The organism is Pseudomonas zanjanensis, from assembly GCF_014268745.2.
Lineage (GTDB): Bacteria > Pseudomonadota > Gammaproteobacteria > Pseudomonadales > Pseudomonadaceae > Aquipseudomonas > Aquipseudomonas zanjanensis.
This window is the reverse complement of record NZ_JABWRB020000001.1, coordinates 428,975-443,910: the sequence shown is the minus strand read 5'-3', so window position 1 is coordinate 443,910 and position 14,936 is coordinate 428,975. Positions and strand designations below refer to the sequence as shown.

12 protein-coding genes, 1 tRNA gene and 2 pseudogenes are annotated in these 14,936 nt (G+C 60.2%); 14 read left to right on the top strand and 1 reads right to left on the bottom strand.

All coding sequences use genetic code 11. From position 1 onward, the window contains the following. Positions 1 to 11: 11 nt before the first annotated feature. The 12 genes and pseudogenes from HU715_RS02110 (at position 12) to HU715_RS02055 (ending at position 13,019) form a co-directional block, all read left to right on the top strand. Positions 12 to 737 carry an urea amidolyase associated protein UAAP1 gene (locus HU715_RS02110; RefSeq protein WP_186704533.1) on the top strand — a complete coding sequence of 242 codons (726 nt, stop codon included), beginning with the start codon at positions 12 to 14 and terminating at the stop codon, positions 735 to 737. Positions 738 to 748: 11 nt separating this feature from the next. After that, entirely contained in the window at positions 749 to 1,390 is a 642-nt protein-coding gene (locus tag HU715_RS02105; RefSeq protein WP_186704532.1) for an urea amidolyase associated protein UAAP2, read from the top strand. A gap of 303 nt (positions 1,391 to 1,693) precedes the next feature. Beyond that, complete coding sequence (gene uca, locus HU715_RS02100) at positions 1,694 to 5,335, top strand: urea carboxylase (RefSeq protein WP_186704531.1); 3,642 nt, start codon at positions 1,694 to 1,696, stop codon at positions 5,333 to 5,335. A gap of 22 nt (positions 5,336 to 5,357) precedes the next feature. Next, entirely contained in the window at positions 5,358 to 7,136 is a 1,779-nt protein-coding gene (gene atzF, locus HU715_RS02095; RefSeq protein ID WP_186704530.1) for an allophanate hydrolase, read from the top strand. 250 nt (positions 7,137 to 7,386) lie between these two features. Beyond that, positions 7,387 to 8,004 (top strand): annotated as a pseudogene (locus HU715_RS02090) (GGDEF domain-containing protein); the annotation flags it as partial. Then, on the top strand, positions 7,997 to 8,215 hold the full coding sequence (locus tag HU715_RS02085) for a cysteine-rich CWC family protein (RefSeq protein WP_186704528.1): 219 nt from the start codon (positions 7,997 to 7,999) through the stop codon (positions 8,213 to 8,215). The pseudogene HU715_RS02090 and the gene HU715_RS02085, both read left to right, overlap by 8 nt. Before the next feature lie 35 nt (positions 8,216 to 8,250). Further along, entirely contained in the window at positions 8,251 to 8,943 is a 693-nt protein-coding gene (locus tag HU715_RS02080) for a pseudouridine synthase (RefSeq protein WP_186704527.1), read from the top strand. A 310-nt stretch (positions 8,944 to 9,253) separates the two neighbouring features. After that, complete coding sequence (locus HU715_RS02075) at positions 9,254 to 10,138, top strand: alpha/beta fold hydrolase (protein WP_186704526.1); 885 nt, start codon at positions 9,254 to 9,256, stop codon at positions 10,136 to 10,138. A gap of 160 nt (positions 10,139 to 10,298) precedes the next feature. Next, positions 10,299 to 10,372: transfer RNA gene (locus HU715_RS02070), tRNA-Gly, on the top strand. Positions 10,373 to 10,622: 250 nt separating this feature from the next. After that, positions 10,623 to 11,534: an Abi family protein gene (locus HU715_RS02065; RefSeq protein WP_186704525.1), complete on the top strand. Its 912-nt coding sequence runs from the start codon at positions 10,623 to 10,625 to the stop codon at positions 11,532 to 11,534. A gap of 902 nt (positions 11,535 to 12,436) precedes the next feature. Further along, positions 12,437 to 12,736 (top strand): DUF3077 domain-containing protein, encoded by a 300-nt coding sequence (locus tag HU715_RS02060; RefSeq protein WP_014337003.1) that lies wholly within the window; start codon positions 12,437 to 12,439, stop codon positions 12,734 to 12,736. A gap of 115 nt (positions 12,737 to 12,851) precedes the next feature. Next, complete coding sequence (locus HU715_RS02055; RefSeq protein ID WP_186704524.1) at positions 12,852 to 13,019, top strand: type II toxin-antitoxin system ParD family antitoxin; 168 nt, start codon at positions 12,852 to 12,854, stop codon at positions 13,017 to 13,019. A 16-nt stretch (positions 13,020 to 13,035) separates the two neighbouring features. Here HU715_RS02055 and HU715_RS02050 read toward each other — a convergent pair whose 3' ends face one another. Beyond that, positions 13,036 to 13,515, bottom strand: a complete 480-nt coding sequence (locus HU715_RS02050) for an Lrp/AsnC family transcriptional regulator (protein WP_186704523.1) — start codon at positions 13,513 to 13,515, stop codon at positions 13,036 to 13,038. Between the two features lie 145 nt (positions 13,516 to 13,660). Here HU715_RS02050 and HU715_RS02045 point away from each other — a divergent pair, with 145 nt between their 5' ends. Next, positions 13,661 to 14,290: a LysE family translocator gene (locus HU715_RS02045; RefSeq protein ID WP_186704522.1), complete on the top strand. Its 630-nt coding sequence runs from the start codon at positions 13,661 to 13,663 to the stop codon at positions 14,288 to 14,290. A gap of 457 nt (positions 14,291 to 14,747) precedes the next feature. Beyond that, positions 14,748 to 14,924, top strand: a pseudogene (locus HU715_RS27220) (type II toxin-antitoxin system HicA family toxin); the annotation flags it as partial. Between the last annotated feature and the right edge of the window lie 12 nt (positions 14,925 to 14,936).

The following is a 14,936-nucleotide window of genomic DNA, read 5'->3' as shown; positions in this document are numbered from 1 at the left end:
GAGTTTTTACCATGACCGACTCGACCCAATTGTTTACACCTTTCGCCGAAGAACTGCTGCCCGGCGGCGGCCACCGTTCCTTCGTACTCAAGCGCGGTCAACTGCTGCGCCTGACCGACCTGCGCGGCGGGGCCAACGTGAGCCTGACGCTGCTCAACGCCAACGAAAAAACCGAACGGCTGAACCTGCCCGACAGCCTCAAATGCCAACACACCGCCAAGCTCACCACCGGCCATTGCCTCTACTCCGACATGGGCCGGGTGCTGGCGGCCATCACCGCCGACACCTGCGGCTGGAGCGACAGCCTCGGCGGTGTGCTTTGCGCTGAGGAAGTCGCTGAAAAATACGGTCAGGGCCGCTATCAGGAACTGCGCAACGGCTTCTTTCGCAACGGCACCGACAACCTGCTGGTGGAGCTGGGCAAATGGGGGCTGGGCCTGTCCGACCTGCTGATGACCCTCAACCTGTTCAGCCGGGTCGATGTCGATGAGGCCGGAGGCTTTCATTTCGTTGAAGGCAACTCCCAGGCCGGCGACTACATCGAGCTGTACGCGCCGATGGACACCCTGGTGGTGCTGACCGCGCTGCAGCACCCGATGGACCCGAACCCGCAATACGCCCCACAACCGCTCAAGCTCAGTTGGATGAACGCTGACGCCAGCGTCGCCGAGCACTGTCGCCATTCGCGCCCGGAAAACCAGCGCGGCTTCATCAACACCGACCGCCTGATCGCCTGAGGATCGCTGCCATGTCACTCGCCATCGCCACCGTACAAAAGCAGCCTGACGCCGCCATCTATCGCGCCACCATCCCCGCCGGGGAACCGTGGCTGGTGGAGGTCAAGAAGGGCCAGACCCTGCGCATCCTCGACCTGGAAGGCAACCAGGCGGTCGATACGCTGTTCTACAGCCTGGCCAACCCCAAGGAGCGCTACGACGTGCAGCGCACCCTGCGCCGGCAGAACAGCGTTTACCTGAGCACCGGCAGCGTGCTGTATTCCAACCTCGGCCACCCGATGCTGACCATCGTCGAAGACACTTGCGGGCGCCACGACACCCTCGGCGGTGCCTGCGCCCAGGAAAGCAACACCGTGCGCTACGCCCTGGAAAATCGCTACATGCACAGCTGCCGCGACAACTACCTGCGGGCCTGCGCCCACGACGGACGGCTGGGCAAGGGTGACATCGGGCCGAACATCAACTTCTTCATGAACGTGCCGGTGACCGCCGACGGCGGCCTGACCTTCGAAGACGGGATCTCGGCACCAGGAAAATACGTCGACCTGCGGGCCGAGATGGACGTGATCGTCCTGATCTCCAACTGCCCGCAACTGAACAACCCGTGCAACGCCTACAACCCCACGCCAGCGGAGCTCTTGATATGGAACTGAAACTCACCCGCCTGCGCCGCTGGTTGTTCGCGTTGTGCCAGAGCCGGTCGGGGCAGTGCATCAAATAAACACAGATTTTATGAACACCACCCATCCCCTGTGGGAGCGAGCCTGCTCGCGATAGCGGTCTGTCAGTCACATTGATGCTGGATGTACCACCGCTATCGCGAGCAGGCTCGCTCCTACAAGGGGGGCAGTGGTGTTTGGAGGTTTGTCGCCAGGGACGACCCCGGCGGCCATCGAAAACTGCGGGACGGCCCGCATCCCAGTTCAGGCAGCACGCATGCCTGAGGGGGCAATGCCATGTTCGAAAAAATCCTGATCGCCAACCGTGGCGCCATCGCCTGCCGCATCCTGCGGACCTTGCGTGAGCTGAAGGTCGAAGGCGTCGCAGTGTATTCCCAGGCCGACGCCGCCAGCTTGCATATCCTCCAGGCCGATGAAGCCCACTGCCTGGGCGAAGGCGCGGCGGCCGGTACTTACCTGGCGGTGGACAAGCTTTTGGCGATTGCCAAAAGCAGTGGCGCGACCGCGATCCATCCCGGCTACGGCTTTCTCTCGGAAAACGCCGCCTTCGCGCAAGCGTGCGAAGCTGCCGGTATTGCCTTCATCGGTCCGACGCCAGAGCAACTGCGTGTGTTCGGACTCAAGCACACCGCCCGCGACCTGGCGCGTCGCCACGGCGTGCCGCTGCTCGAAGGCACCGAACTGCTCGACAGCCTCGACGCCGCGCTGTTGGCCGGCACACAGGTTGGCTATCCGGTGATGCTCAAAAGTACCGCGGGCGGCGGCGGCATCGGCATGCGCGTGTGTCGCAGCGCCGCCGACCTGAGCGAATCCTTCGAAGCGGTCAAGCGCCTGGGCCAGAACAACTTCAGCGACGCCGGGGTGTTCATCGAAAAGTACATCGAACGCGCGCGGCACCTGGAAGTGCAGGTGTTCGGCGACGGCCAGGGCCAAGTGATCGCCCTGGGCGTGCGCGACTGCTCGGTACAACGGCGCAACCAGAAAGTCCTCGAGGAAACCCCGGCGCCGAACCTGCCCGAGGGCATGGCCGAGGCACTCTGCACGGCGGCGATCCAGCTGGCCCAGGCCGTGAACTACCGCAGCGCCGGCACTGTGGAGTTCGTGCTCGACAGCGACGCGGGGCGCTTCTATTTCCTGGAAGTGAACACCCGCCTGCAAGTCGAGCACGGCGTCACCGAGCAGGTTTGGGACGTGGACCTGGTGCGCTGGATGGTGCAACTGGCGGCCGGTGATCTGCCGCCGCTGAGCGAGTTGCGCCAGGGATTGAAAGCCGAGGGTCACGCGATCCAGGCACGCTTGTATGCCGAGGACCCAGGCCGGGATTTCCAGCCAAGTCCGGGGCTGCTGACCGCCGTGAAATTCCCGGAGGCCGACGGCAAACAGTTGCGCATCGACACCTGGGTCGAGGCCGGTTGCCAGGTCCCGCCCTACTTCGACCCGATGATCGCCAAGGTCATTCGCTGGGCGCCGACCCGCGAGCAGGCGCGCCTGGGCTTGCACCAAGCGCTGGACGAAAGCGTGTTGTACGGCGTCGAAACCAACCGCCATTACCTGCAACAGATTCTCCTCGACCCGCCGTTTGCCAGCGGCCAACCCTGGACCCGCTGTCTGGAGGCATTGGTCTACCGCGCCAACACCGTGGAAGTGCTCAGCCCCGGCACCCAGACCAGCGTCCAGGACTATCCCGGCCGTCTCGGTTATTGGGCGGTGGGGGTGCCGCCGTCGGGACCGATGGACAGCCGCTCGCTGCGCCTGGGCAATCGCCTGCTCGGCAACGAGGACGGTGCGGCGGCATTGGAAATCACCATGAACGGGCCGCTGCTGCGTTTCAACTGCGCTACCCGGGTGGCGGTGACCGGTGCGGTGATCGGCCTCACGCTCGACGGTGAAGCCGTGCCGATGAACACTCCGTTGTCGATTGCTGCCGGCTCTACCCTTGCGATTGGCAACATCGCGGGTGCCGGGGCGCGCAGCTATCTGTGCCTGCAAGGCGGCGTGCAAGTACCGGATTACCTGGGCAGTAAAAGCACCTTTACCCTCGGTCAGTTCGGCGGCCATGGCGGACGCGCGCTGTGCACCGGTGACGTGCTGCACCTGGCGCCGCTGGACAAGCACTCGACGCTGGCGCCAACGCGCGCACCGGTCCTGGAGTTGCCGAGCGTGCGGCAGATCCGCGTGATCTACGGTCCCCACGGCGCGCCCGAATATTTCACCGAGCGCTACATCCAGACATTCTTCGACACCGCCTGGGAAGTGCACTTCAACTCCAGCCGCACCGGCGTGCGACTGATCGGGCCGAAACCCGAATGGGTCCGCGCCGACGGGGGCGAGGCTGGGCTGCATCCGTCCAATATCCATGACAACCCCTACGCCATCGGTGCCGTGGACTTCACTGGCGACATGCCCGTCATCCTCGGCCCCGACGGTCCGAGCCTGGGCGGTTTTGTCTGCCCGGTGACGGTGATCGAAGCGGACCTCTGGCAGTTGGGGCAGCTCAAGGCAGGGGACAAGGTGCGGTTTGTGCCGGTAGATATCTCCACCGCCCGATCTCTCGCCTTGAAATGGGATCAATGTGGGAGCGGGCTTGCTCGCGAAAACGGTCTGTCAGATACATCAATGTTGACTGTGCCATTGCTTTCGCGAGCAAGCCCGCTCCCACAGGGGATGGTGTCGCCTGTGGTGTTGGATATTGGCCAGGACGATACGCGTCTGGTGGCAAGGTTATCTGGCGACACCCATCTGCTGCTGGAAATCGGCGCCGCCGAACTGGACCTGGTCCTGCGCTTCCGCGCCCACGCCTTGATGCAGGCCTTGGAACACAAACAACTGCACGGCGTGATCGACCTGACGCCAGGCATTCGCTCGCTGCAAGTGCACTACCAACCCGAGCAAATGCCCCTGGCCGAGCTGCTGAGCATCGTCGTCGGTGAATGGGACGCGGTGTGCGCCGCGCAGGACCTGCAAGTGCCCTCGCGCATCGTCCACCTGCCGCTGTCCTGGGATGATCCGGCCTGTCAGCTGGCCATTGAAAAATACATGACCACGGTGCGCAAGGACGCGCCCTGGTGCCCGAGCAACCTGGAGTTCATTCGACGCATCAACGACCTGCCCAATCTCGACGAGGTGCAACGCACGGTGTTCGATGCCAGCTACCTGGTGATGGGCCTGGGGGACGTCTACCTCGGTGCGCCGGTCGCCACGCCGCTCGACCCACGCCACCGACTGGTGACCACCAAATACAACCCGGCCCGGACCTGGACCGCGGAAAACTCGGTGGGCATCGGCGGCGCCTATATGTGCGTATATGGCATGGAAGGGCCTGGCGGCTATCAGTTCGTCGGGCGCACGTTGCAGATGTGGAATCGGTATCGGGAGGTCGCTGCCTTCGACGGCAAGCCCTGGTTGCTGCGATTCTTCGACCAGATCCGCTTCTACCCGGTCAGTGCCGACGAACTGCTGCACATCCGCCGCGAATTCCCGCTGGGCCGCTTCGACCTGGAGATCGAGCACAGCCAGCTCAACCTTGCCGACTACCAGCGTTTCCTGGTGCAGGAAGCCGACAGCATCGCCGCGTTCCGACAACAGCAACAAGGCGCCTTCGACGCCGAGCGCGAGCGTTGGATCGCCAGTGGCCAGGCGCATTTCGACAGCGAAGAACCGACCATCGCGCCAAGCGAAGATTCGCAGTTGAGCGACGGTCAACTGAGTGTCGACAGCCACATCGCCGGCAACCTCTGGCAGGTGCAGGTCGACGTTGGCACGCGGGTCGCCGTCGGTGATGTGCTGGTCATTCTGGAGTCGATGAAAATGGAAATCCCGCTGCTTGCGCCTTCCGCCGGCGTGGTGCGCGAGGTGCGCGTGCAGCCTGGCTCGGCGGTGCGCGCCGGACAGCGCGTCGTGGTACTGGACCGTGACTGAACTCAATCAAAGGATTAACACGATGAACCTCTCTCTTCGCTTGGACGACCTGCGCAACACCTACCGCAGCGGCGAACTGACGCCACGCCAATTGCTGTTGGGCCTGCGGGAAAAGGCCGCGGCGCTGAACCCGGACTATCACCTATTCATCCACCTGCTGACGGCCGAAGAACTGGAACCCTACCTGACCGCATTGGAAAGCCGCGACCTGGAGAGCCTGCCGCTGTACGGCGTGCCGTTTGCCATCAAGGACAACATCGACCTGGCCGGCATTCCAACCACCGCAGCCTGTCCGGCATTTGCCTACGTACCGCCACGCTCGGCGACCATTGTCGAGCAGTTGCTGGCACTGGGCGCGATCCCCCTGGGCAAGACCAACCTCGACCAATTCGCCACCGGGCTCAATGGCACCCGCTCGCCCTACGGCGCCTGCCGCAACAGCGTGTTGCCCGACTTCCCGGCCGGTGGGTCGAGCGCCGGCTCGTCCTTGGCCGTGGCCTTGGGCGTGGCGAGTTTTGCCCTGGGCACCGATACCGCCGGCTCCGGTCGGGTACCCGCGGCGCTGAACAATCTGGTGGGATTGAAAGCCACCCTGGGGTTGATCTCCACGGCGGGCGTGGTCCCGGCCTGTCGCACGCTGGACTGCGTCACGGCCTTCACGGCGACAGCAAAGGAAGCCAGCCAGCTCTTGGCGCTGACGGCCCGGCCAGACCCTCGTGACGACTACAGCCGCCGCAACCCGCAGTGGAACGATGGCATCGCATTCGGCGTGCCCCGGCGCTTTCGTTTCGGCGTGCCGCGCCAACAGGACTTGGCGTTTTTCGGCTGTCATGAAGGTCCGCAATTGTTCCAGGAAGCCATCGAGCGACTCGAACAACTGGGCGGCGAAGCCGTGGAACTGGACTTATCACCGTTCCTGGAGGCCGCACGGTTGCTGTATGAAGGCCCCTGGGTGGCCGAACGCTACAGCGTTGCCGGGCCATTGATGGAACGCGAGCCGGAGGCCGTACTGCCGGTCATCCGTGCGGTGCTGGCGAAAGCGCCTACGGTGGATGGCGTACAAACCTTCCGTGCCCGCTACCGTTTGCAAGCGCTAAAAGCCCTATGCGACCGGGCCATGGACACGCTCGATTGCGTCCTCACCCCGACCATCGGTCGTCCGGTGACCCTCGCCGAACTGGCCGCCGAACCGGTGCTGCGCAACTCGGAGCTGGGGTACTACACCAATTTCATGAACCTGCTGGACTACGCCGCCGTCGCCGTTCCCAGTGCTTTCATGAGCAACGGCTTGCCCTGGGGCGTGACGCTGTTCGGTCGAGCCTTCACCGATCAATACCTCTTGAGCGTGGCCGATGCCTTGCAACGGCAACAGGACAAAGCCTTGCCAGCGCCCGCCAACCCGGCGCGCCACGACCGGGCGCGGCTGGTCGTGTGCGGCGCCCACCTGGACGGGTTGGCGCTGAACTGGCAGCTCAAGCAACGCAGTGCCCGACTGATCGAGGCCACCCAAAGCTCAGCGGATTACCGTCTCCACGCCTTGGCCGGCGACCCACCCTTGCGTCCCGGCATGGTTCGGGTCAGGGAAGGCGGCGTGGCGATCGAGGTCGAGGTCTGGGAACTGCCGAGCAGTGAACTGGGCTCGTTCCTGACGGGTATTCCCGCACCGTTGGGGCTGGGCAAGGTGCAACTGGCCGATGGCCGCTGGGAAAGCGGATTCATCTGCGAGCCGTATGGCCTGGAAGGCGCGCGGGACATCAGTCACCTGGGAGGATGGCGGGCTTATCTGCGTAGCCTGGAATAAGGCTGAACCGGTGGTGAGGGCACTTGTTCCTCATCACCGTCCTACAAACCTGAAAATCCGAATGTCTTTTCCCACAAGGCCACTAAACTGACTTCATTGGGTCTGCGCCAAGGGAATCGCCATGTCGCTCCGTTCGTCGTTGTATTCCCAGCGCAAGCCGCTGCTTGCCGTGGTCGCGCTGCTCGGTACAGGTTTCCTGATCATTGCATTGCTGGGCTATTACGCGGCCCATGTCTCGGTACGCGAGCACATTCTCAAGACCCTGTATGTGAACCTGCTGATCGGCCTGCTCGTGACACTGGCTGTCCTGGCCATCCTCTATCGGCTAATCAACAGCTACCAACAGCGCATCGATGCCCAGGCCACCCTAGACGGCCTGACCGAATTGCCTAACCGCCGTGGCTTCGACCTGCTGGCCGTGCAAGCCCTGCACGAAGCCCAGCGCGAGCCCAGGCCCTTGACGGCGCTGCTGGTGGAGCTGGACGACTTCAAGCGGCTGGACACCACCCACGGTCATATCGCCACCGATCAACTGCTGACCGGCTTCGCCCGCAACCTGACCGAGAGCCTGCGGCATTCGGACATCGTGTGTCGTTGGAGCGCCGACGCCTTTGTCGTCCTACTCAAGGACACCGATGGACCGACCGGTCTGAGAATCGCTGAGAAAATTCGTCAGCACATCGAAAAACAGCGTTATTTCTGCAGTGGAAAACAATTGCAGGTCACCGTCAGCCTCGGGCTCACCACCCTGCAGGACGAAGACACCTTGCACAGCCTGCTGTCGCGGACCGATCATGCGCTGCAACGCGCCCGGCAGACCGGGTGCAACCGAACCTGCGTGGAAATGCCTCACTCCAGTTATGAATAAACCCGACCTTTGCCCGGCCTGCGGCAGCACCAACGACTGCACCCTGGCCGACCCTCGAACCGCCGACCGGCCCTGCTGGTGCTACAGCGTAAGCATCGACCCGGCCGTGCTCGAAGCATTGCCGGCCGAACTGCGGGATCAGTCCTGCCTGTGCCCGCATTGCGCGCGGGTCGACATCCAGTTGCGCGCCAAGCCCCGGCCAATCGCGTAAGATGCCCGCCCTCCGCTGCCCTGCCTGAACTGCCCATGCGCGTCGACCGTTTCCTCAGCAATCTGCCGCGATTCAATCGCCAACAAGTGCGCCTGTTGCTGGTGGAACGCCGAGTGCGAATCGACGGCCAGACCGTCAGCGATCCCCATGCCCCGGTCCGTGAGTTCAGTCGCGTCGAAGTCGATGACGACGTGCTGCAAGCCGGCCGCCCCGCGCGCTACTTCATGCTGCACAAGCCGCCCGGCTGTGTCAGCGCCACGCGCGATCCGCAACACCCTACCGTGCTCGACTGGCTGGACGAACCGGACAAGGACGATCTGCATATCGCCGGGCGCCTGGATTTCAACACCACCGGGCTGATGCTGATCACCAATGATGGAACCTGGTCCCGACGCCTGACCCAACCGCAGACCAAACTGCCCAAGGTCTACTACGTCGAAACCGAGCAAACCATCACCGCCGAATACGCCGACACCTTCGCCCGAGGCATGTACTTCGCCTTCGAAGACCTCACCACCCAGCCGGCAGAACTGACACTGCTGGGGGAAAAGTCGGCGCGCTTGAGCATCGTGGAAGGACGTTACCACCAGGTCAAACGCATGTTCGGCCACTTCAACAACAAGGTGCTGCGCCTCCACCGCGAGCGCATGGGCCCGCTGGTGTTGGACGCTCATTTAGCGCCTGGCCAATACCGGGCCTTGCGCCCTGAAGAAGTCCAGCTCATCTGAGCCCGCTACCGCTGGGCAGAAGTGTCGAACAATTTTCCGATAGGGACTTGCGCAACGGTCGCCCCCCTGCTTGAATCAAACCGTCGGCCGAAATGTGACCGATGAGTCACCTCATACCTCTAAGAAACTTTTTGCCGGCGGGAACCCTCAGGTTCCGCCTTATCCGCCCGGCAAACTGCCCGCCATAACAATACCCGTCGACCGGCTTTCATGGATCGACATGGGCCTTATCTTCCAGGCGTATGCCTACCTGTCACATTGCCCGTGCAATCTCATTGCGCGCATACCCGCTTGCCAGGAGTCTTATGACATGAGGCCAGAAATCGCTGTGCTGGATATACAGGGTCAGTATCGGGTTTACACGGAGTTCTATCGCGCAGACGCCGCACAAAAGACCATCATCCTGGTCAACGGCTCAATGGCCACCACCGCGTCGTTTGCACAGACCGCCAAAAACCTCTACCCGCAATTCAACGTCGTGCTGTACGACCAGCCCTACGCGGGCAAGTCCAAGGCCCACAATCGGCACGAGAAAATGCTGACGAAGGAGATCGAAGGGCAGATCCTCCTGGAACTGATCGACCACTTCGCCGCCGAGCACGTGCTGTCGTTTTCCTGGGGCGGCGCCGCCACCCTGAGCGCCCTGGCCCAACGGCCACGGCGCATCGAAAAAGCGGTGATCAGCTCGTTCTCGCCGGTGCTCAATGCGCCGATGCGCGACTACCTGGAGCGTGGTGTGGACTACCTGGGCAGCCTGGACGGAGACCGTGTCGGCCACTTGGTCAACAGCACCATCGGCAAGCATCTGCCGCCGCTGTTCAAGCGCTTCAACTATCGCCATGTCAGCAGCCTGGCCGAGCACGAGTACGGGCAGATGCACTTCCACATCACCGACGTGCTCCACAGCGACCAACAGTGCTATATCAACGCGGCCAAGAAAATCAACGTGCCGGTGCTATTCCTGAACGGCGAATGGGATGAATACACCTCGGCCGACGACGCCAGGCTGTTCGCCAACCACGTCGAGCACAGCACTTTCAGCACGCTGCAAGCCACCGGGCACTTCCTGGACATGGAACACAAGGCCGCCTGCCGCGACAGCCGCAACGCCCTGATGGGTTTCCTCACACCGGAACCCCACGAAAGCCGACCGCGCTACAGCTACGTGCAGGGCTACCATGCACTGGCCATCTGAAACCGAGTCCTGGCGAGCAAGCCCCTTCCCCCCTTCAGCACAGGGGCTTGCCCGCCAACGACCGCTCTGGTTTGAGGCTCGCGTAGACGACTGGTCGCACACGATGCGAAGAAAAACTTCAAATCCGTGCCCACATCTGGTACAAAGTCAGCCGCTCTGAGCGGGTGTCGTATAATGGCATTACTCCAGCTTCCCAAGCTGATAACGAGGGTTCGATTCCCTTCACCCGCTCCACTATTTTCAAGGCCTCAGCGGTGCTGGAGCCTGGTTTCATCAAACTGATGACAGTTTTGATGACTGGCGAGAAAACGTACCCAAAGCTTGCTAGCGCGCTGGCGACCTCAACCTCCCCAAGTGGTTGACGGCACGGTCAAAGACGAATAGCCTAAACGCAACACACTCGCCACACGTCCTACTCAACGGGTAGGGTCCTGCTTCATTGCAGGCGTGCAAAAGGCGAGTTTTTTTTGCCCGGAGTTTGAGTATGGCCAAGAAGGCTCCCGTCACAAAAACCCCTTTCGCAAAAACGGCTTTTACTCCCCAGGCACTGCTTGCCAAGCTTAAGACGCAAGGTCTGATCATCAATGATGACAACACCGCCTTAAAATATATCGCGTATGTCGGTCATTTTCGATTGAAGGGATATTGGTATCAGTTGCAAGACAGCACCACCAAAAACTTCCTACCGAATACAACTTTCGAACATGTTTGCCAGCGCTATGAATGTGACCGAGAGATCCGTGCAATTATCATGGAATCCGTGGAAAGGCTTGAGGTCGCAGTACGCACCGTCATTTGTAATTTACTGAGCCTCAAATACTCTCCGCACTGGTATCTCAAAACAGAAATTTTCGCACCAAGGGGCAAAAATGGCATTGGACAAATGCTGTCAAAAATTGAAAGTGAAGTTGACCGAGCAGCGTCTCGAACCTACATAAAAGCTTACTATGATAATTATGAGGATCCCTATCTTCCGCCGAGCTGGGCTATGAGCGAATGCGTGACGCTAGGCACTTGGTCAAAGATTTTCGCAATGCTACGCGACCCAACAGACAGAAAGGTCATTTCGTCAAAATTTGGCATCACACAAGTAGAAGTGTTTGAAAGCTGGTTGCACACTTTGACAGTCTTACGCAACATGGCTGCCCATCATGATCGATTCATTGACGTTAAAATCGGTGTCTCCCCAACCAATCTAAAACTCAAAAACATTAAATTCGCGAACAATAAGACGGTGTATGCCTCACTTACAGTAATCCACATCTTATTGAATGCGATTGAGTTCAACGGCACCTTCAAAAAAAGATTAGTTTCGATGGAAGAAAGATATGGCGCCGCACATTTCCAGCGAATGGGCTTCCCTGAACGCTGGAAGACTGAGGAAAAAGGCTGGTGACGAAACAGAGCGACGACTACATGCCGCTTTGATATTTCATCGAATAAATGAGTCCGTGACGAAGGCGCTTTCTCGCGCTTGAGTGCGAAGCGCTCACGAGATGCAGCCCAGCCCAGCAGGAAGAAGCGCCCTCGCCACAATGATTCAAACCAACCTTGAGTGAACATCTCGTCGCGCTCATTTCGCATTTGAATTGGTTTACGGCGAGACTTCAGGCTGAGCAGCTGTCTGTGTGGCTTTGATAGCCTCTGCTTTCTGCACAACAGCACGCTGAGAGGCGTTAGCCTTGTTAATGATGCCCATCAAAATTTCTCGCCTGGTCTCGGCGCAAGTGTTGGTAAAAAACTCAGTCAATGCGCTGGTTTTCCTGACCCTATCTGCACACATCAATTTTCACCTTCTATCAGCGGCTCAACGAGCTGGACCTGATCATGGAGTTGGGAAATCAGCACAACCGACAATATCGTAGGGCTCCCTGGGAGATTTGTAGGCAAAATCCGAGAATTGCGTAGGGGGTGCGCTTACTTTGCTTTTCGGCGAGTTTTCGCCTTGTTGCCCTTGCCCTTCGATGGCTACTCTCCAGATGTCGCTGCAAATTCAGCGATCGGGCCTAGGAACCCGTTGAATTCAAGGCGCACAGCGCCCATAAAATTGCAGGCGCTTTTTGTGTTTGCGATGATGTTTTATGGCGACTGTGCGTGGGACACCCTCGGGTGTGCCGGGTGCCTTGATTCCCGGTTCCTAGCCCACGTACGGTCGCCACCCGAATCTAGGAAAGGATGGCGGCGGTTTCCCAAGTCAAGGAGTGAAACTATGCGAAACGTAATTCCATCCTATCTACACGCTTACCGAACCAAGCCTCAGCTTCGGGCCAACGACCTTCCGTTCTTCGGAGGCAGGCCATGAACGAAAACACTGAGTTAAAAACCATCGGCTACACCCCCTTCAACTATTCCGCTGATCGAGCACTGTTCCGTGTCAACGGCGGCGTCCCCATCCAAGAGGCATTGGAACGGGCGTCGGATCTTTTGCATCTCGCTCACCGGCTTGCCGAAGACGCGGCGTTTGAAAAGAGCACCGACCGATACGCCTGGGCTGCGCACTTTTTGTTGGAGATGAGCAAGGCGGTGATTGATGACGTTGTGAAAGTCATTACGCCAAGACCAGCGGCTGAGTCCAAGAAAAAATCCGAGGCACAGTAGATCGACAGTAAGTCCTGAGAATGGGGACATAGGGAACCCCATCCGACAGACAGCGCTAAGCCCTGCTTCTTTCGCAGTGGGGCTTAGCAATACCGACCTCCCTAGAGGCTCAAGCATGGGAAGCGTTCGAAAAACCATCACCGTTGCCAATCAGCGTGCTCAGGAACGTAATGCAGAACTGAAGGATATCCGCTCGGCCCTTGAAGACGGTGAGTCCAGCGGCCCCCCTCGCCCATTCAATTCCGACGCCTTCAAACAGCGAATGTCATTAGGACGTGGATAAATCCCCATCGTAAAAACTATTCAGCCCCAGGCAAATGCCCCAACGGCAACGCCCCCGGCGTCTTCACCGTATTAATCGCAAAGTTACTCCGGATATCGCTGATCCCGGGCAATTTCAACAACTGCCCCGTGACAAAACGGTCATAAGCCCGCAGGTCCGGCACCACGACTTGCAATAGAAAATCCGATTCGCCCGATACCAGGAACGCCGAGATCACTTCGGGCAATGCCGTCACTGCCTGGCGAAATGCTTCGGCTCGCTCGTCGTTGTGCCGTTCGACCTTGACGCCGACGAAGATCGTCAGCCCGAGGCCCACTTCGTCGCGGTCCAGGACGGCTTGGTAACCGCGAATTACCCCTGCCTCTTCGAGCATCCGCACGCGGCGCAGGCAGGGTGACGGGGACAGACCGATTTCTTCAGCCAGTTGCACGTTGCTCAGGCGCCCGTCGCGTTGCAGTGCGACGAGGATTTTGCGGTCGAAGGCGTCCAGTTTCATGAGTTGGCATTTTCCGATTGGATGACGCAGATGCTTGGCAGGTTATGCCAATTTCAGACGCTTTAGAAGCTGTCTTCGCAACCACCTGCCCTGCCCGTCAGCCATAGACTTGGCACTTGCGAATCGTTGATCAAAGGGGTGTGGCATGGCAGAGCTCGGGTTGTTTTTGATGGCGTTGACGGTGGCGTATCTGTTGCCCGGGCCGGACATGATCCTGCTGCTGCAAACTGGTGCCCGTCAGGGCAGGGGCGCGGCGCTCGCGACGGCGGTGGGCCTGGGAGTTGCTCGTGGATGTCATGTTGCGTTGGCGGCACTGGGGCTTTCGGCCTTGTTCAAGACCGCGCCATGGACGTTCGATGTCGTGCGCCTGGCGGGTGCTGCCTACCTGTTATGGATTGGCTTTCAATGCCTGCGGACCACGTTGCTGCCGAACTTTGAAGGCGCCACTGTCGAGGTTGGAAAACGGCATTACTACGAGGCCATTCGACGCGGGCTGCTGACGAACCTGCTCAATCCCAAGGCCTTGCTGTTTTGCTCGGTGTTGTTACCGCAATTCATCGATCCACAGGCCGGGCCGGTGCTGGGGCAGTTCGCGATCCTGGGCGTGGTGCTGGTCGGCGTCGGCCTGCTGTTCGACTGCGCCTACGCGTTGGCCGGCGTGGCACTCGGCCGCTGGCTTCATCGCTCGCCCTCGGCCCAGCGCGTACAGCAGTGGTTGTTTGGGAGTCTTTTGATTGGGTTTGCGGTGCGGCTGACGTTTGTGCAGCAGTCATAGTTCCGGTGGATAAACTGATCGGGCTCGCGAGTGAGCGCCAGGCAAACTGAGCCGATATCCGGGGCTGCTTCGCAGACGAATGCGTCGGGTCAGCTTGCGATGATGTTGACTGTGCCGCCGCCATCGCGAGCAAGCTCGCTCCCACAGGTTTCGTTTATTTACTCAATGGCATTAGTCCAAAGTGGCCTGCCGGTTTTTCGCACTCTCCGGCAGCGGCTAAAGATCCAGGCTGCTTGCCCCAACGGGAGCAAGCTCCCTCGCCACACACAAGCATTTTCGCCCGGTTTCACATCCCGAAATAAACCCGCCCTCCCCTCCGCCGCCCTTGCGCGCCGCCGCTTCTAGACTTTGTTGCAGCGACTGCGTGCGCCTACCGAGATCACCTTCGGTGGTTATAGTGTTGATCATTCATTTTCAGTAGGTATAGTACCTACCAAGCACACCACACGGAGGTGTTGTGAATAGCCGATTTTTGATAAGCCAGATCATTGCAGACGGTTGGTATCTGGTTCGGGTTCGAGGCAGTCACCATCACTTCAAGCACCCGACCAAACCGGGGTTGGTCACGGTTCCTCATCCGAAGAAGGACCTGCTCAAGAAAACGGCCATCAGTATTTTGCAACAGGCGCTGCTTCAGCCGGCCCGT